A 15,236-nucleotide genomic window follows, 5' to 3' on the forward strand; every position below is an offset into this window, starting at 1 on the left:
CGCCGGAATACCGGGCGTATTTCAAGGTGCGGCAACGCAGCGAGGCGCGGTCAGGGCGGTGTTATGGCCCGTCACTATCGCTGTGTCGAGGTACTAGCGCACCGCCGGTGTGATCACGCCCAGGCGCGCGCCGGCCGGATCTCGCAGGAACGCAAAGCGACCCACGCCCTCGGCGTGGATCGGCTCGCCCTCCACGCGACCGCCGAGCCTGCGGGTGCGCTCGAGCGTGGCGTCGAGATCGGCGACAGCCACGTACGGCAGCCAGTGCGTGGGCATGCTCGCGACCGGCGAGGCCATGATGCCACCGCGACTCTGGTCGCCGTTGCGCAGCACGTAGTAGGGGCCAGTCGGCATGTCCATCACGTCGTGCGTGTAGCCGAAGGCGCGCTCGTAGAACGCGAGCGCGGCGGCGGCATCGGGGCACCACAGCTCGTTCCAGTGGAACGCACCGGGGCCGGTGCCCTTGTCGCCGTCGGTCGTCAACGCGCGAAAGAGCATGAGCGTGCCGCCCTGCGGATCGGCGATCGGCTGCATGCGGCCGACGCCGGGGATGTCGACCGCGTCCATCAGCGCCTTGCCGCCGGCGGCGGTCACCCGCGCCACGGCCTTGGCGATGTCGTCGACCGAGACGTACGCGAGCCACTGCGGCACGCTCACGCCCTTGGGCAGCGGCGCGAACCCACCGAGCTTGGCACCGCCGCCCTCGATGATGGGGTACTCGGCGCCGGCCATGGGCACGCGGTCGACCCGCCAGGGCAACAGCTCGGTGTAGAAGCCGATGGCCTTGGCGTCGTCGTTGGTCAGGTACTCGAACCAGGTGAATCGTCCAGCATCGATGGTCATGGGGTCGCTCGCTTGCGTCGGGTCAGGGGCCGTTCGAGCTCCGCGGGCGCATCCCGCGGGCCCCTGCGGCCGCCACGTGTCGACCCCCAGTCGAACGAGCCCAACGCCACTCGACAGCCGGCCACGAAGAAAAAAACGATGCCCCCTGTCGAGTCGACCGCCGCTCGATCGACCCTGGGGTCGGGCCCCCGTCGACCCCCTTCCGGCCCGAGAGCGAGATCCCCATGCAGTTCCTCCTCCTCATCTACGAATCCGAGGCCGAGACCGAGACCCGCGGCCCGGCGGCCTTCCAGGAGATGCTCGCCGAGTACCGCAGCTTCAGCGCCGCACTCAAGGACAGCGGCAAGCTCGTCGGCGGCGATGCGCTCGACGGCATCGCCACCGCCACCACCGTACGCGTGCGCGACGGCAAGACCCTGATCACCGACGGACCGTTCGCCGAGACCCGCGAGCAGCTCGGCGGCTACTACCTCGTCGACGCGACCGACCTCGACGACGCGATGGCGATCGCCGCGAAGATTCCCTCGGCGCGGTACGGCAGCATCGAGGTGCGGCCGATCATGCGGTGGTCGTAGCCACCGCGGACGCCGGGGTTATGCTCGCAACCGTGAGCGACGCCCGCAACGAGCTGCAGGAGACCGTGCGCGCGCACCACGGCTGGGCCCTGGCCCGACTGGTGCGATCGATCGGCGACCTGCAGCTGGCCGAGGACGCGCTCTCGCGGGCGATCGAGGCCGCGCTGGTGCAGTGGCCGCAGCAGGGCGTGCCCGAGGCGCCACGGGCGTGGCTGGTCCGCACCGCGCGACACAAGGCGATCGACGAGCTGCGTCGGCGCGACACCTGGACGCGCACGCGTGACGAGCTCGCGCTGCTCGATGCGCTCGGTGACGACGACGCTCGCGGCGACGATGCGCCGCTGGGCGACGACATGCTGCGGCTGCTGTTCACCTGCTGTCACCCTGCGCTGGCCGAGGATGCCCGCGTCGCGCTCACGCTGCAGGTCGTCGGTGGCCTCCAGGCCGACGAGATCGCCCGCGCGTTCCTGGTGCCGACCGCGACCATGGCCCAGCGGCTCGTGCGGGCGAAGCGGAAGATCAAGCACGCCGGCGTGCCTTACCGCGTGCCCGCAGCCGACGAGATCGACACGCGCGCCAGCGGGGTGCGAGCGGTGGTCTATCTCATCTTCAACGAGGGCTATGCGGCGACCCACGGCGACGCGTGGATCCGCCACGACCTGTGCCGCCATGCGATCCGCGTCGGTGAGGCACTGTGCGAGCTGCTCGGCGACGCCGAGACCACCGCGCTGCTGGCCCTCATGCTGCTGCACGCCGCTCGCCACGCGACCCGCGAGGACGAGCACGGCGATCTGGTGCTGCTGGCCGATCAGGATCGCAGCCGCTGGGACCACCCGCAGATCGCCCGCGCCACCGCGCTCACGACCGCCGCGCTGCGCCAGGGCCCGCCGGGGCCGTACGCCCTGCAGGCCGCGATCGCGGCGGTGCACGCCAACGCTGGCGACGCCGCCGACACCGACTGGCGCGAGCTCGTCGGCCTCTACGATCGTCTGCTCGCGCAGGTGCCGAGCGCCGTCGTCGCGCTCAACCGCGCGGTCGCGATCGCCCACGTCGCAGGCCCGCGCGACGGCCTCGCCGCGATCGATGCCATCACCGCCCGTTTCGGCGACGCCCTCGACGACTACTTCCCGCTGCACGCCGCACGGGCCGATCTGCTGCGCCGCGCGGGCGACGTCGACGACGCCATCGCGGCCTACCGCCGCGCGCGCGCGCTGTGCCGCAACCGCGCCGAGCTGCGCTTCCTGGCCCGCCGCCTCGCCGAGCTCGGGGCCGACGATTGAGCTGGGCTTGCGCTGCGGCTCAGGCGGTGCGGCTGAAGCTCGGCTGCGCGGCCCCCGGGCTCGGCACGTCGAGATAGGCGTCGAACGCCATCGCGACGTTGCGCACGAAGTAGCGTCCGCGCGGTGTCACCCGCAGCCGCGTGCCGGTGCGCGTGATGATGCCATCGAGCTCGAGCCCATCGAGCTCGTCGCGGGTGCGCGCCGAGGCCAACAACGAGGTCGCGCCCGCCAGCTCGACCTCGCCGTAGCACATGAGGTCGTGGATGATGCGTTCGCGCAGCAGATCGTCGTCGCCCAGCCGCATGCCGTGGACGATGGGCGAGCGCCCCTCGCCGGTGGCCTGCATGTATGCCGGCAACTCCTTGGTGACCTGCCCGAAGTCGCGACCGACCCGGCTGATCGCGCTCACGCCGAGCGCGAGCAGATCGGTACCGGCGCGGGTGGTGTAGCCCATGAAGTTGCGCCGCAGCGTGCCATCGTTGCGGGCGCGCGTGAGCTCGTCCTCCTGCAGCGCGAAGTGATCCATACCGATCGCGTCGTAGCCGGCGCGGGTCAGCGTGCGCGCGGCCACGCGAAACAGCTCGACCCGCAGCTCGGCGTCCGGCAGCGTGGCAGGCCGGATCGCCCGCTGGTGCTTCACGCGCTCGGGCAGGTACGCGAAGTTGTAGACCGCGACGCGATCGACCCCGAGCGAGGCCACCGTCTGCACGGTGCGCTGGAACGACTCGATGCTCTGGTGCGGCAGGCCGTACACGAGATCGACCGAGATGCTGCGGATGCCCAACGAGCGCGCCCCCAGCACCATCGACTCGATCTGCGCGACGCTCTGGTGGCGACCGATCGCGCGCTGCACGTCGCCGTCGATGTCCTGCACGCCCATCGAGAGCCGGTCGAGTCCCAGCGAGACCAAGGTCTCGAGCTGGGCCATCGTGGTGACGCGCGGATCGACCTCGATCGACTGCTCGCGGTCGGGCAGCAGCGCGACGCGCTCGTCGATCGCACGGAACAGCGCCCGCAGATCGGCGATGTCGAGCCACGTCGGCGTTCCGCCGCCCCAGTGCATCTGGACCACCTCGGGCCGCACCCCGCCGGTCTTCGCGAGCGTGCGATCGAGTTCGCGGCGTACGTGGTCGACGTAGGCGCTGCCGCGGGTGTGCACCCGGCTCAGCACCACGTTGCAGGCACAGAACAGGCACCGCTGCTCGCAGAAGGGCACGTGCACGTACAACGAGATCGGCTGCCCATCGGCGCCGAGCCCCGCGAGCGCGTCGTCCCACTGCGCCGCGCCGTAGCCCGTGGGCCAGTGCGGCACCGCGGGGTAGCTGGTGTAGCGAGGCCCTGGGCGGCTGTACTTGCTCAGCAGTGCTGCGCTGGGTGCGTGGGGAGCGGTCGGGGTCGCGAGCATCCGATGGGCCTCGTTCGAAACAATGTACCGCCGGCACGTCGCACCGGCCGCGCGCAAAGCCGGCCCGCGCACCGAAGAATCGGAACGCCGCGGGCGGGCATCTGCGCAGCGATTGCGCGGGCGCACGCGCACGCCTGCGTTGGTCGGTGCCATCATCTCGCACCACCCGTGACCGTCAGCCCCTACGAGCTGCTCGGCGGCGATGCAGGCGTCCGCGCGCTGGTCGATCGCTTCTACGACGAGATGGACGCCGCGCCGGCTGCCGCGAGCATCCGTGCGATGCACCCCGCCGATCTCGCGAGCAGCCGCGAGAAGCTGTGGCTGTTCCTGTGCGGCTGGCTCGGCGGTCCGCCGCGCTACGTCGAGCGCTTCGGCCACCCGCGTCTGCGCGCCCGCCACCTGCCGTTCACGATCGGCGGCGACGAGCGCGATCAGTGGATGGCGTGCATGCGCACCGCGCTGGCGACCTGCGTGGACGATGCCCAGCTGCGCGCGAGTCTCGACCAGGCGCTCGCCCAGCTGGCCGATCACATGCGCAACCGCGTCGAGTGACGCCGCAGCCGCGCCGGCACACCGTGGCCTGCTAGCGCCCTGCGAACTCGCGGACCTGCTTGCACAGGAACTCGCCGTTTTCGTAGAGCTTGAACTCGAAGTCGAGCGCGCTGGCCTTCTCGACGTCGAACACCACGTTGCTGCACGAGCCGTCGTAGTAGTCGGGCGCCGCGCGGCAGTAGGCCAGCTCGACCGCCTGCGTGAGGTCGAGCAGCTGCTGCATCTGCGCGTCGGTCATCAGCGTGGTGGTGAGCGCGGGCTTGCTGGCCTTGGGCTTGGCGAACCGTGTGACGGTGAACGCGACCGGCTCGCCGGGCAGGAACGCGGCGATGACGTTCTCGGCGACCGTGCCGCTCTTGGGGTTGGTGACGACGTTGTTGCCCTTCTGGCTCGAGAAGGTGTAGCCGTACACGCCGCTCGAGTTGAGCACGCGGGTGATCACCACCGAGTTGGCCGCGATGTCGCCGCGTTCCTTGTAGCGCGCGACCACGGCCAGGCCCATCGCGGAGGTGGCGTGGTCGAGCCGCGCGAAGCTGCGCTCCTCGACGGCGCGCTTGTTCCACAGACTCGCGTAGACCGCCTTCACCGCGCACGACACCGTGCGTGGCGAGACCTCGAGGTCCTCGTCGTCGGTCGGTACGACCTCGCAGTGGTGCTCGGCGTTGTCGAGCGCGTCGAAATCGCCGCGGAAGCTGTCGTAGAGCCCGGCGCCGTCGAAGCCCGGGATGTCCTCGGCGTTCGCGCTCGAGCGTACCTTGACGCTCTTGGTGCCGGCCGGCAGCTCAGCCTGCGCGGCGGCGACGATCTCGGCGACCAGCCCCTCGGGCAGCTCGGCGTCGAGGAACTGCTGCCGCAGCAGGTCGAGGTGGGCGGCGCGCTGCAGCGGCGAGAAGCTGCCTTCGCGCTCGGCCGCCACCGCCGCGGCGATCGACTCGCGCAGCGCGGCGTTGGGCTCGAACGCGACGACCTGCTGGTAGAAGCGCACCGGCACCCCGACCCCGGCCGGAGTCGCGTCGTAGCCGAGCTCGGCGCTGACGCTGCCGGCATCGCCGGCGCGACCGAGCACCTTGGGGTGGACCAGGAACCCGAGGTTGCCGGCCTTGTTGCCGAAGCTCGCGGACTGGTCGAGGCACTCCGCGGGATCGGCCGCGCACATCTGCGAGAACGCGGTGATCTCGGCGGTGGGGTCGACGTCGAGCTCGACCCACGGCTTGTTCATGCGCTCGGCCAGCTTGGCGGCGACCTCGGCGTCGGTCGAGGGCTCGATCACGAAGCCGGTGGCCGTGACCGACATGTGCACCGGACGATCGGCGAACTGCCGCAGCAGCGTGTGGTCGAGCGCGGCGCTGCGCAGCACCATGTTCGGCGTGCCGCGCTCCTTGGCCTTGAGGTTCACGTGGGAGCTCGCGTCCTGCACGTCCTTGGTGATGGTCGCGGCCACCACCGTGAGATCGAGCGGCAGCGTGGCGAACACCGGGATGTCGAGCGCCGAGAGGGCGTCGTTGTTCTCGGGGAACACGCGCAGGTAGCCCCACGCCTCGCCGAGCTGCATCGGAATGAAATCGAGCTGGCCGAGCACGCCGTCGATGGTGAGGTTCTCGACCTCGATCGCCGCCAGTGCGGCGTCGATGGTATCGGCGTGTTGCTGGCTGCCGGTCGCGACGAAGCCGACCCGCGCACCCTCGACGTGGAAGTGCTCGCGCACCGCCTGGACCCCGCGCACGATGGTCTGCTCGGCGAGCACGTCCTGGGGGTAGAACTGGATGCCGTAGAGCGTCGGCTGGTCGGCCGCGATGCGGTAGGCCTGGATGGTGCCGGCGAAGAAGCGCTTGTCCTGGCTGAAGTAGGTGGTCTCGTTGAACTGCTCGAGACTGTCACCGACCTGCAGCACCTGCTTCGCGAACGCGTAGTGGTACTTCGCCGCGTCACCACCGCCCGGGAAGTTGGCGTTGATGAAGTGGACCTGCGGCGCGGCCGGGTTGCGCGCATCGACCAGGAACTTCACCGAGCTACCGAGCACCAGGCCACCGTCGCCGGTGAACGCCAGCGCGTCGAAGCTCGCAGCGCTGCCGATCTCGAGCAGCTCGCGGCCGAGCTCGTCGAGCTCACAGACCGCCTCGCGATCGCTGCAGCAATCGCCGAACTCGGTGCACTGCTCGTCGCACCAGCAGTTGCCGTTGGACTTGCCGCCGCAGTGATCGTCGTCACCGTCGCGGCAGCTGCCGATCGCGTCGGCCTTGCCGAGCGGGTGGCGGTCTTCGGCGTCGCGGGCGTCGAGCGAGGTGACCGAGCAGGCGCCGAGCACGGCGAGCAGCGACCAGGGGAGCCAGGGCGAGCGCATCGACGCGCGCCGTTTCCAAGTCGCGTGCCGGCCGCAAGTGCGCGGGATCGCGTGCGGGTCGTGGTCCGCAGCGCCGAGCCCTGGGATCGATTGCGCCCGACGCGTGGCCACAGTCGGCGCCACCCGAGTCGGATGGGGGCATCATGGGCGCCATGCGTGCGAGCCGGGTGGCGTGGCGGGCGGGGTGGATGACGGGGCTGCTCGCGTGCGGCCCGCTGGTCCCCGCGCTCGGCGATGGTGGCAGCGACAGCTCGAGCGGCGGTGGCGAGGTCGACACCGGCGACCCGAGCGACACCGACACGCCGGGCGACCCGTCGGTGCCGGGCACGACGATCGGCTCGAGCGGTGATCCGACCGTGGGCAGCGGCCCCGACACCACCACGAGCGGCGGCAACGATCCCGTCTGCGGCGACGGCCTGGTCGAGGGCGACGAGCAGTGTGACGATGGCAACGTCGACGACGGCGACAGCTGCACGTCGCAGTGCACGAACGTCGTCGAGGTGCCGTGGACCTACAGCCATGACGGTCTGGCGTCGTCGTTCGACGAGGCGACCGACGTCGCGATTGCACCCGACGGATCGATCTGGGTGCTGGGCTCGACGCGAACCATCGCCGCCAGCTCCGACGTATGGCTGCAGCAGCTCTCGCCCGACGGCGCGCCGCTGCTGACGTTCACGTACGATGGCCCCGAGGGTCTCGACGACCACGGCACCGCGCTGGCGTGGACACTCGACGGTCACCTCGCGATCGCGGGCAGCAGCGAGTCGAGCGCGACCCGTGACGATATCCTCGTGCTGCGGGTCGATCCCGCGAGTGCACAGCTGGTATGGGCGCAGACCTTCGACGGCCCCGACGCGGGCAACGGCCGCTACGACGACACCGACGTCGGCAACGGCATCACCACCACGGCGACCGGTGCACTCGCGGTGGCCGGCACGATCCGCATCGGCAACGGTGACTATGATGCCTGGCTCGCGCAGCTCGACGCCACCAACGGCGCGCTGCAGTGGGTACGCACGATCGCGGGCCCGGCCGGTGGGCGCGACGAAGGCCGCGACGTGCTCGCGGATGCAACCGGCGGCGTGATGTTGCTGATGACCGAGGACGACGACCACGGCTCGTCGCTGCGCCAGTTCGACGCCAGCGGGCTCGGCTTCAGCAGCATCCCCATCGAGGGTGCGATGGTCGCGGCGGCGTGGCGCAGCGACGCCGGCATCGTCACGACCGGCGCCGGCGACCCGCAGGAGGGCGACATCGTGGTGCAGGCGATGCAGCCGAGCGGCGTCACCGACTGGCGCGTGTCGTACGGCAACGGCGGCTTTGGCGACGACGCCGGCGCCGGCGTGGCGGTGGGGCCCGGCGACACCGTGATCGTGGTGGGCTCGGTCGGCACCGGGGGGCAGCAGGACAACGCCTTCATCGGCGGCTACGACGGTGCCGGCCACCTGGACTGGATCGACGCGTACGACGGCCCCGCGAGCCTCAACGACAGCTTCGCGGCGGCGGCGGTGCTCCCCGATGGCGGCGTGATCGCGGTCGGGCAACAGACCGAGCTCGGGCAGCAGACCAACGCGCTGGTGCGACGCTACCTGCCGTGACGATCGCGCGCGCTCGCGAGGCCCATCGCGACCGCGACCGCGTGCGCGAGATCGAAGCCCTCGAGCGCGACTTGCTCACCCACGGCGGGCGGTCGCCACGGCACGAAGCCGTCGCGGGTCCACGCGCGCCAGAGGTAGTGAGGATCGTCGAGGTCGAGCGGTAGCGTCACGCGGACGCGCGCAGGCCTGGCATCGTCGGTGATCGCCACGACCTCCACCTGCCCACCGCCGCCCAGCAATGCACGCTCGCCGACCGCGAACGGCACGCGCGTCGATCGGAACATGCGCTCGATCGGCGTGGTCAGCAGGCCGTCGCGGGCGTCGATCACCAGCGTGCGTCGATCGACGCGGCGGATCGAGACCGACCCCGTCGAGGTCGCCAGCACGCGCGCGGCCGTCGGCGCAGGCACGCCGGCCGACACCCGCGTGACCCCGAGGTACGACGCCGGACCGTCGTTGGGCGCGAACACGACCATCACCTCGCGACCGACGATCGACCCATCGCGCGGCACCGTGACGTCGAGGGTCGCGAGGGCCTCGCGCACGGTGACCATCGAGCGACTGCGCACCGGCAGCAGCAGCGGCGCAAGCACCAGGTGCACCACCATCAGCGCCCCGATCGCGAGCCGGGTCGGCCACCGCATCGCCACGCCGGCGGCGGCCCGCGTGATCGCGGGCATCAACACCAGTGCGAGCGTGGCGGCGCCGCCGAGGCCGACGAAGCCGAGCAAGCGATCGGCGGGGAACGTGCCCGCGATCGGCACGCACGCGAACACCGCGCCGATCGAGAACACCCACGCGCCGACGGCGTCGCGACCATGGCGACGCAGCGCCAGCAACATCGCGGCGCTCACGAGCGCCGCAAAGCTGCCGACGATGAGCGCGAGCCACCCGGGATAGGCCAGCCAGAAATCCGACCACGGTCCGAACCACTGCGCGCCGAGCAGCGCCAACATGCGCCCGGGCAACACCGCCAGGAACGCCAGGGGCTCGCGCCCCGGATCGATGTAGATGTCGGAGCCATGGCTGCCATAGCCGGTGAGCTTGTACAGCACGGTCCACGCGATCCCGATCGCGAGGTACGGCCACAGCGCCACGGGCCGACGCAGCGCAGGGCCGCGCTCGAGCAGGCACGCGTGCGCGAACAGATAGCCCGCGACCGCGACCGTGCCCTCACCGGCGAGCAATCCGGCCGCGAACGCAGCGGGACCGACGATCGCGCCCGCGCGCCAGCCCCCACGACGCCAGCGATCGTGGGCCCACAGCGCGACGAACCCGAGCGTGGCCATCAAGAGCGCGTTGCGATTGGAGATGTAGCCCACGACCGGCCCACGCGCGTCGTCGAGGGCGAACAGCGCCAGCGCGAGGCCGGCCGTGGTGGCGGGCAGTAGCCTTCGGAACACCGCGCGCGCGGCCACCAGCATCAGCACGAAGTACACGATCGAGTGCACGTACATCGCCGCCGGCGAGCTCGGCCACACCGCGAAGTCGAGCGCGTGGGTGATCGACGACAGCGGCCGCAGGAACCCGATGCGGTAGTGCGGCGCCGTCCACCACGACAACATGCCCGACTCGAGCAACGCCTGCCGCTGGGCCGGATCGTCGCGCACGAAGACGAAGAGGTCCCAGCGCGACGGCGGGAGCCCGCCGAAGCCGAGATCCTCGCCGGCCCGCACCCGCAGCATCGCGTCGTCGGCCGCGAAGCCGAGCGGCACGCATGGCAACACCAGCAGCACCGCGAGCACGATCACGGCGCGATCGAACGCCGGCGTCGCGAGCAGCCGGAGGCTCCGCGCCGCAAGCGACCGCAGCGGGCTCGTGGACGACGTCACGTCGCGGGCCCGACGATACCCGGCTTTCGCGAGCACGCCAGCGGCGAATTGCATGCGACGACCGACGACCTGCGGCGTCGTCCACCCGAACGGGCCACGCAACAGCCCCTCTCGCCCGCCAGGACCCTTGGACGATGTCGATCCTCAACACCCTGTTCGCCACGTGGGCACTCGCCCTGACGACGACCGCCGAGCCGCCGACACCGCTGGCCCCCGACCCCGCGATCGTTCGCGCCTGCATGACCGAGGGCGGTCACGAGTCGGAGTGCACGCAACAGGCGCTCGTCGCCGCGCTGGCGCAGGCGTGCGTCGACGACGGCGGCACCGAGGACGCCTGCGTGGCCCAGGCGCAGGCCCAGCTCGCGGCCGACGCGGCAGCGGCCGCCGACGGCGAGGTGGTCGAGATTGCCGAGGATGCTCCGGCCGCGGCGGCAGCCGGCGAGCCGGAGGTCGCTGCGGCGCAGGCCGAGGCCGCGATCGCCGAGGGCGACGCGCCGGCCGGCGAGACGATGGAAGAGGCCCACCCAGGCATCGATCCAGGGGAATACCTCGCGTTGCTCCGCGAGGTGCTGCGCGCCCAGAAGGAGAAGGTCGCCGAGCGCCTCGAGGAGAAGATCGCCGCCAAGCAGGACGCCAAGATGGCGACCATGTCGAGCGTGCTCAGCTGGTTGTCGCTCGCGGGCCTGCTGTTGCTGGCGATGCCGCTGGTGCTGCGCAAGAAGTACCCCGGGCAAGGCCCTCTGCTGTTCAAGTACTCGGCGATCGCCGCTGGCGTGTGCACGGTGGCGATCTTCCTGTTCGCGCAGGTGCTGCTGCTGCTGCGCGCGGTACAGGGAGCGCTCAGCTCGCTGACCAACCCCCAGGTTGCCGTGATCGACGCGACCTTTCAGGTGCTCGACGACAACGTCGAGGACCTGGTCGAAGTCGGGCCGGCGCTGATCGAGGCCCCGCTCGCGCAGGTCGCCAGCGGCGAGCAGGACAGCCTTCCGCTCGCGATCCTCGACAACGTCAGCCGCATCAACGAGGACATCACCGTCTTCAAGACCATCGCGCGCCAGTTCGAGGGCGTGTTCGCGATGTTCGGCTACCTGCCGATCGTGCTCACGGTCGTCGCGGTGGTGCTGTTCCTGCTCTCGATCAAGCCGGTCATCGTGCAGATCGTCGCGATGCCGGCCCGCGTGGCCTCCGGTGAGGCGCAGGCGAGCGCCGTGATCAAGGACGTCTTCCGCACGATCGGTCGCGAGGTCCTCGCGACGCTGTGCCTGATCGGCGGCCTGATCGTGGTGACGATCTTCTCCGGCATCATGTTGTCGTTCGCCGTGCAGCCCGCGATCGAGGCCTTCCTCGCCTACGTGTTCACCTCGCTGCTCTACACCATGGCGGCCAGCGACTTCTCGAAGTTCGCGGTCTACGCGAGCGTGCTCGGGGCGCTGTTGTTCCTGGTGCTGAACATCGCCGCGGTGCTGGTCACCAACGTGCTCTTCCTCGGCAAGCTGCAGAAGATCTGCAAGCGGCGCTTCCACGAGAAGGTGCCGTTCGCGGCGCACCGCCGCTTCTGGGGCTGGGGCAGCCTCTCGTTGGTGTGGGCCCACGTGCTGCCGCTGCTGTTCGTCAGCGGCGCGCAGGAGGGCGTGGGCGTGCTCATCGAGCGCATGACCAAGGGCGACGGCGAGCCGCCGTGGACGGCGTTGCTGCTGTCGGGCCCCGCAATCCTCGTGTTCGGTTTCATCGTGGTGTTCTGGGCGGCGCGAGGGCTCGCCGCGATTCGCTTCATCCTGCGCTATCGACCGCAGGACGCCCAAGCTGCGGGGATGCCCGGGGTCGAGTCCGCGGGCGCGCGCAGCGGCACGGCGCGATACCGATCGACCTCGGGCGCGCGCTAGGCGGGTCGCTGCGATGCCGCGGGCTATACTCGCGGGATCGCCATGCGCACTCGCCCTTCGCTCCTGCTCGCCCTCGCGCTCGTCCCCGCCTGCAGTGATCCCAAGGGCGGCGACGCGGCGGACTCGAGCGAGGGCGGCACCACGGCCGGCGATCCCGATCCGGTGGTCGACTGGCCGACGCTCGCGTGCGATCCGCTGGTGCCCGAGTACTGCGGTCATCCGTTCCCCTCGAACGTCTTCACCAAGGCCGACGACACCACGCCCACGCTGCGGCGGGTGGTGCTGGCCGACGAGACCATGCCCACCAGCTACTACGGGGTCCGCGGCGACCCCGGCCCGTGGCTGCGCAGCGACGGCTTCTCCCCCGGCGCAGCGATCCTCACCTTCTTGCCGCGCGCGAGCGCAGCGGGGTTGCCCAGCGCGGCCGACATCGCAGCCTCGCTCGCCGACGACGCGCCGACCATCGTGCTACACGCCGAAACCGGCGAGCGTGTGCCCCACTTTGCCGAGCTCGACCTGTCGGCGACCGATCCCGACAAGCGCACCTTGTTCATCCGCCCGGCGGTCCGGCTCGAGAACGGCGCCCGCTACATCGTCGCGCTGCGTGGCGTGGTCGACCACGAAGGCGCCGTGATCGCGCCCTCCCCCGCCTTCGCCGCGCTGCGCGACCGCACGCCCTCCGACGAGCCCTCGGTCGAGTCACGTCGTCCGCTCTACGCCGACATCTTCACGCGCCTCGAGTCGGCCGGCTTCGCGCGCGACCAGCTGCAGCTGGCGTGGGACTTCACCACCGCCAGCGACGAGAACCTCGTGACCCCGCTGCTGCACATGCGCGACCAGGCGCTGAGCCTCGTCGGTGACGCGCCCGCGTTCACCATCGACGACATCCAGACCGACTTCGATCCGCGCGTCGCCTACCGCGTGCGCGGCACCTTCGAGGTGCCGCTGTTCGTCGACCAGCCGGGGCCCAACGCGGTCATGAACCTCGACGGCGCGGGCCTGCCGACCGCGATCGGCACCCACGACTTCGAGTTCGAGCTGCTGGTACCGACGCGCGCGCTCGAGCAGCCGGTGCAGCTGCTGCACTACGGCCACGGCCTGCTCGGCACCCACGCCGAGATCGAGCGCGACGAGTTCCTCGAGCTGTGCCAGAACCATGGCTGGGCCATCTACTCGACCGACTGGATCGGGCTCGCGAGCGCCGACCAGGCCTACACCGGCGTGATCCTGCAGACCGGCGAGATCGAAGACTTCGACGGCATGTTCGCGCGCCTGCAGCAGTCGGTCGTCAACGCCATCGTGCTCGACCGCGTGATGACCCGCGCGATGGTCGACGAGCCCATGATCGGCCCCACGATCGATGCCTCGCAGCAGGCCTACTACGGCATCAGCCTGGGCGGGATCATGGGCGCGCTGTACATGAGCGTCACGCCCGACGCGACCCGCGGCGGGCTCGAGGTGATGGGCACGCCGTTCGGCGTCCTGCTCGGGCGGAGCGCGCAGTTCGACGCGTTCTTCCAGATCGCGCAGTCGACCTACACCGACCCGCGCGACATCCAGTTCGTGCTCGGCTTGGTGCAGATGCTGTGGGATCGCGTGGAGCCGAACGGCTTCCTCACGCACCTGCGCGACAACCCGCTGCCGGACACCCCTGCGCACGAGGTGCTGATGCGCGCGGCGGTCTCCGACCACTCGGTGAGCACGGTCGGTGCCCACATCATGGCGCGCTCGCTGGGCGTGCCGCTGGTCGACGCCGGCGTGCGCGACGTCTTCGGGCTCGAGACCGTGCCCTCGCCGGCACCCGCGGGCAGTGCGTTCATCGAGTACGACTTCGGCCTGCCGCCCGAGCCGGCGTGCGCGCTGCCCCAGCGCGCCTGCGACGATCCCCATGGCTCGATCCGCGTGCTGCCCGAGGCCGCCGAGCAGCTCGATCACTTCCTGCGCGAGGGCGAGGTCGTGAACACCTGCCCCGGCGGCGTCTGCAAGTTCCCGCAGAGCGGCTGCGACCCGACGCCGGCCGCGGACGTCTGCGCCGAGTAGCCGCCACCACGCGAAGCGCCGCCACCACGCGAAGCGCCGCCACCACGCGAAGCGCCGCCACCACGCGAAGCGCCGCCGCAACGCCCGCCGGACCGGTAAGGTCCCTGCGAGGCGACGACGGCGGCGTGGGTGGGTCGACCGGATTAGTGCGGGTCGGCGAAGTACGGGAAGTCCGCCGGCAGATCGAGGTCGCCCTCGGCGGGGTTGAGCGGCAGCCCCGCGAGCACGCCCGGCGAGTGCACGCCGAGGTCGAGCAACACCACCGCCAGCGTGATGTCGATGACCTGATCGGTCGGCGTGCGCCCGTTGGGGAAGCCCGCGTCGGCGGTGAGGTCGATGTGCAGCACGTCGGGGATGACCAGCGGAGCCCCCTGCGCCACGCAGGTGTCGATGTCGCACGGCGTGAGCCCGGCGAGCATCAGATCGTCGTCGAGTGCGGCGTGCAGGCCGGTGAGGTTCTCGACGATCTGCGGCACGAAGTCGCCAGCGACGTCGTCGTCCGGGGTCGACTGGTTGTAGAGGTCCTTGTCGGTGATCACTGCAGTCGCGACCGCCGGCATGCCCATGCGATCGACCTGCGTGAAGTCGGTCGGGTCGGCGTCATCGAAGGCGTACTCGCTGCCGCCGGTGCTGTCACCGGTCGCGGTGGTGTCGGTGGTCGGGTCGGTATCCGTCGTCGTCGACGTCGTCGACGCGGTGGTCGATGCGGTCGTCGATGCGGTGGTCGATGCCGTCGTCGATGCCGTCGTCGAGGCGGTGGTGGCATCGCCGGTCGAGTCGGCGCCGGTGGTGTCGTCGCCGCGCTGGTCACCGTCGTCGGTGCAGGCCAGCGGAGCCGTGATGAGCGCGAAGAGGGCGAGGGTCTTGATGTTGATCTTCATGGCGTC

11 protein-coding genes are annotated in these 15,236 nt (G+C 71.0%); 6 read left to right on the forward strand and 5 right to left on the reverse strand.

Annotation, left to right across the window (positions count from 1 at the left end; all coding sequences use genetic code 11):
• Positions 1-93 precede the first annotated feature (93 nt).
• Entirely contained in the window at positions 94-843 is a 750-nt protein-coding gene (locus tag IPH07_25880; GenBank protein MBK6920852.1) for a VOC family protein, read from the reverse strand.
• 224 nt (positions 844-1,067) lie between these two features.
• Here IPH07_25880 and IPH07_25885 point away from each other — a divergent pair, with 224 nt between their 5' ends.
• Together IPH07_25885 and IPH07_25890 are read left to right on the forward strand one after the other, a co-directional pair.
• Complete coding sequence (locus IPH07_25885; protein ID MBK6920853.1) at positions 1,068-1,418, forward strand: YciI family protein; 351 nt, start codon at positions 1,068-1,070, stop codon at positions 1,416-1,418.
• Positions 1,419-1,438: 20 nt separating this feature from the next.
• Complete coding sequence (locus IPH07_25890) at positions 1,439-2,698, forward strand: RNA polymerase subunit sigma-24 (protein MBK6920854.1); 1,260 nt, start codon at positions 1,439-1,441, stop codon at positions 2,696-2,698.
• 19 nt (positions 2,699-2,717) lie between these two features.
• On the opposite strand, the gene hemN is transcribed toward IPH07_25890, so the two are convergent.
• Positions 2,718-4,103, reverse strand: coding sequence for an oxygen-independent coproporphyrinogen III oxidase (hemN, locus tag IPH07_25895; GenBank protein ID MBK6920855.1), 1,386 nt, complete (start codon positions 4,101-4,103; stop codon positions 2,718-2,720).
• A gap of 3 nt (positions 4,104-4,106) precedes the next feature.
• Between hemN and IPH07_25900 the strand changes: the two genes are divergently transcribed.
• Positions 4,107-4,655 (forward strand): group II truncated hemoglobin, encoded by a 549-nt coding sequence (locus IPH07_25900; protein ID MBK6920856.1) that lies wholly within the window; start codon positions 4,107-4,109, stop codon positions 4,653-4,655.
• Between the two features lie 31 nt (positions 4,656-4,686).
• Here IPH07_25900 and IPH07_25905 read toward each other — a convergent pair whose 3' ends face one another.
• Entirely contained in the window at positions 4,687-6,996 is a 2,310-nt protein-coding gene (locus IPH07_25905; protein MBK6920857.1) for a hypothetical protein, read from the reverse strand.
• Positions 6,997-7,148: 152 nt separating this feature from the next.
• Between IPH07_25905 and IPH07_25910 the strand changes: the two genes are divergently transcribed.
• A complete protein-coding gene (locus tag IPH07_25910) occupies positions 7,149-8,594 on the forward strand; it encodes a hypothetical protein (GenBank protein ID MBK6920858.1) in 1,446 nt (481 codons plus the stop codon).
• On the opposite strand, the gene IPH07_25915 is transcribed toward IPH07_25910, so the two are convergent.
• The gene (locus IPH07_25915; GenBank protein ID MBK6920859.1) at positions 8,582-10,426 is read right to left on the reverse strand and encodes a hypothetical protein; all 1,845 of its coding nucleotides are present in this window, start codon (positions 10,424-10,426) and stop codon (positions 8,582-8,584) included. The genes IPH07_25910 and IPH07_25915 overlap by 13 nt on opposite strands.
• 134 nt (positions 10,427-10,560) lie before the next feature.
• On the opposite strand from IPH07_25915, the gene IPH07_25920 reads away from it, so the two are divergent.
• Positions 10,561-12,309 carry a hypothetical protein gene (locus IPH07_25920; protein ID MBK6920860.1) on the forward strand — a complete coding sequence of 583 codons (1,749 nt, stop codon included), beginning with the start codon at positions 10,561-10,563 and terminating at the stop codon, positions 12,307-12,309.
• 42 nt (positions 12,310-12,351) lie between these two features.
• Positions 12,352-14,349 (forward strand): hypothetical protein, encoded by a 1,998-nt coding sequence (locus IPH07_25925; protein ID MBK6920861.1) that lies wholly within the window; start codon positions 12,352-12,354, stop codon positions 14,347-14,349.
• Between the two features lie 143 nt (positions 14,350-14,492).
• On the opposite strand, the gene IPH07_25930 is transcribed toward IPH07_25925, so the two are convergent.
• Positions 14,493-15,230: a DUF4331 family protein gene (locus IPH07_25930; protein ID MBK6920862.1), complete on the reverse strand. Its 738-nt coding sequence runs from the start codon at positions 15,228-15,230 to the stop codon at positions 14,493-14,495.
• Between the last annotated feature and the right edge of the window lie 6 nt (positions 15,231-15,236).

It is taken from the genome of Deltaproteobacteria bacterium, from assembly GCA_016709225.1.
GTDB classification, from domain to species: domain Bacteria; phylum Myxococcota_A; class Polyangia; order Nannocystales; family Nannocystaceae; genus Xiheibacterium; species Xiheibacterium phototrophicum.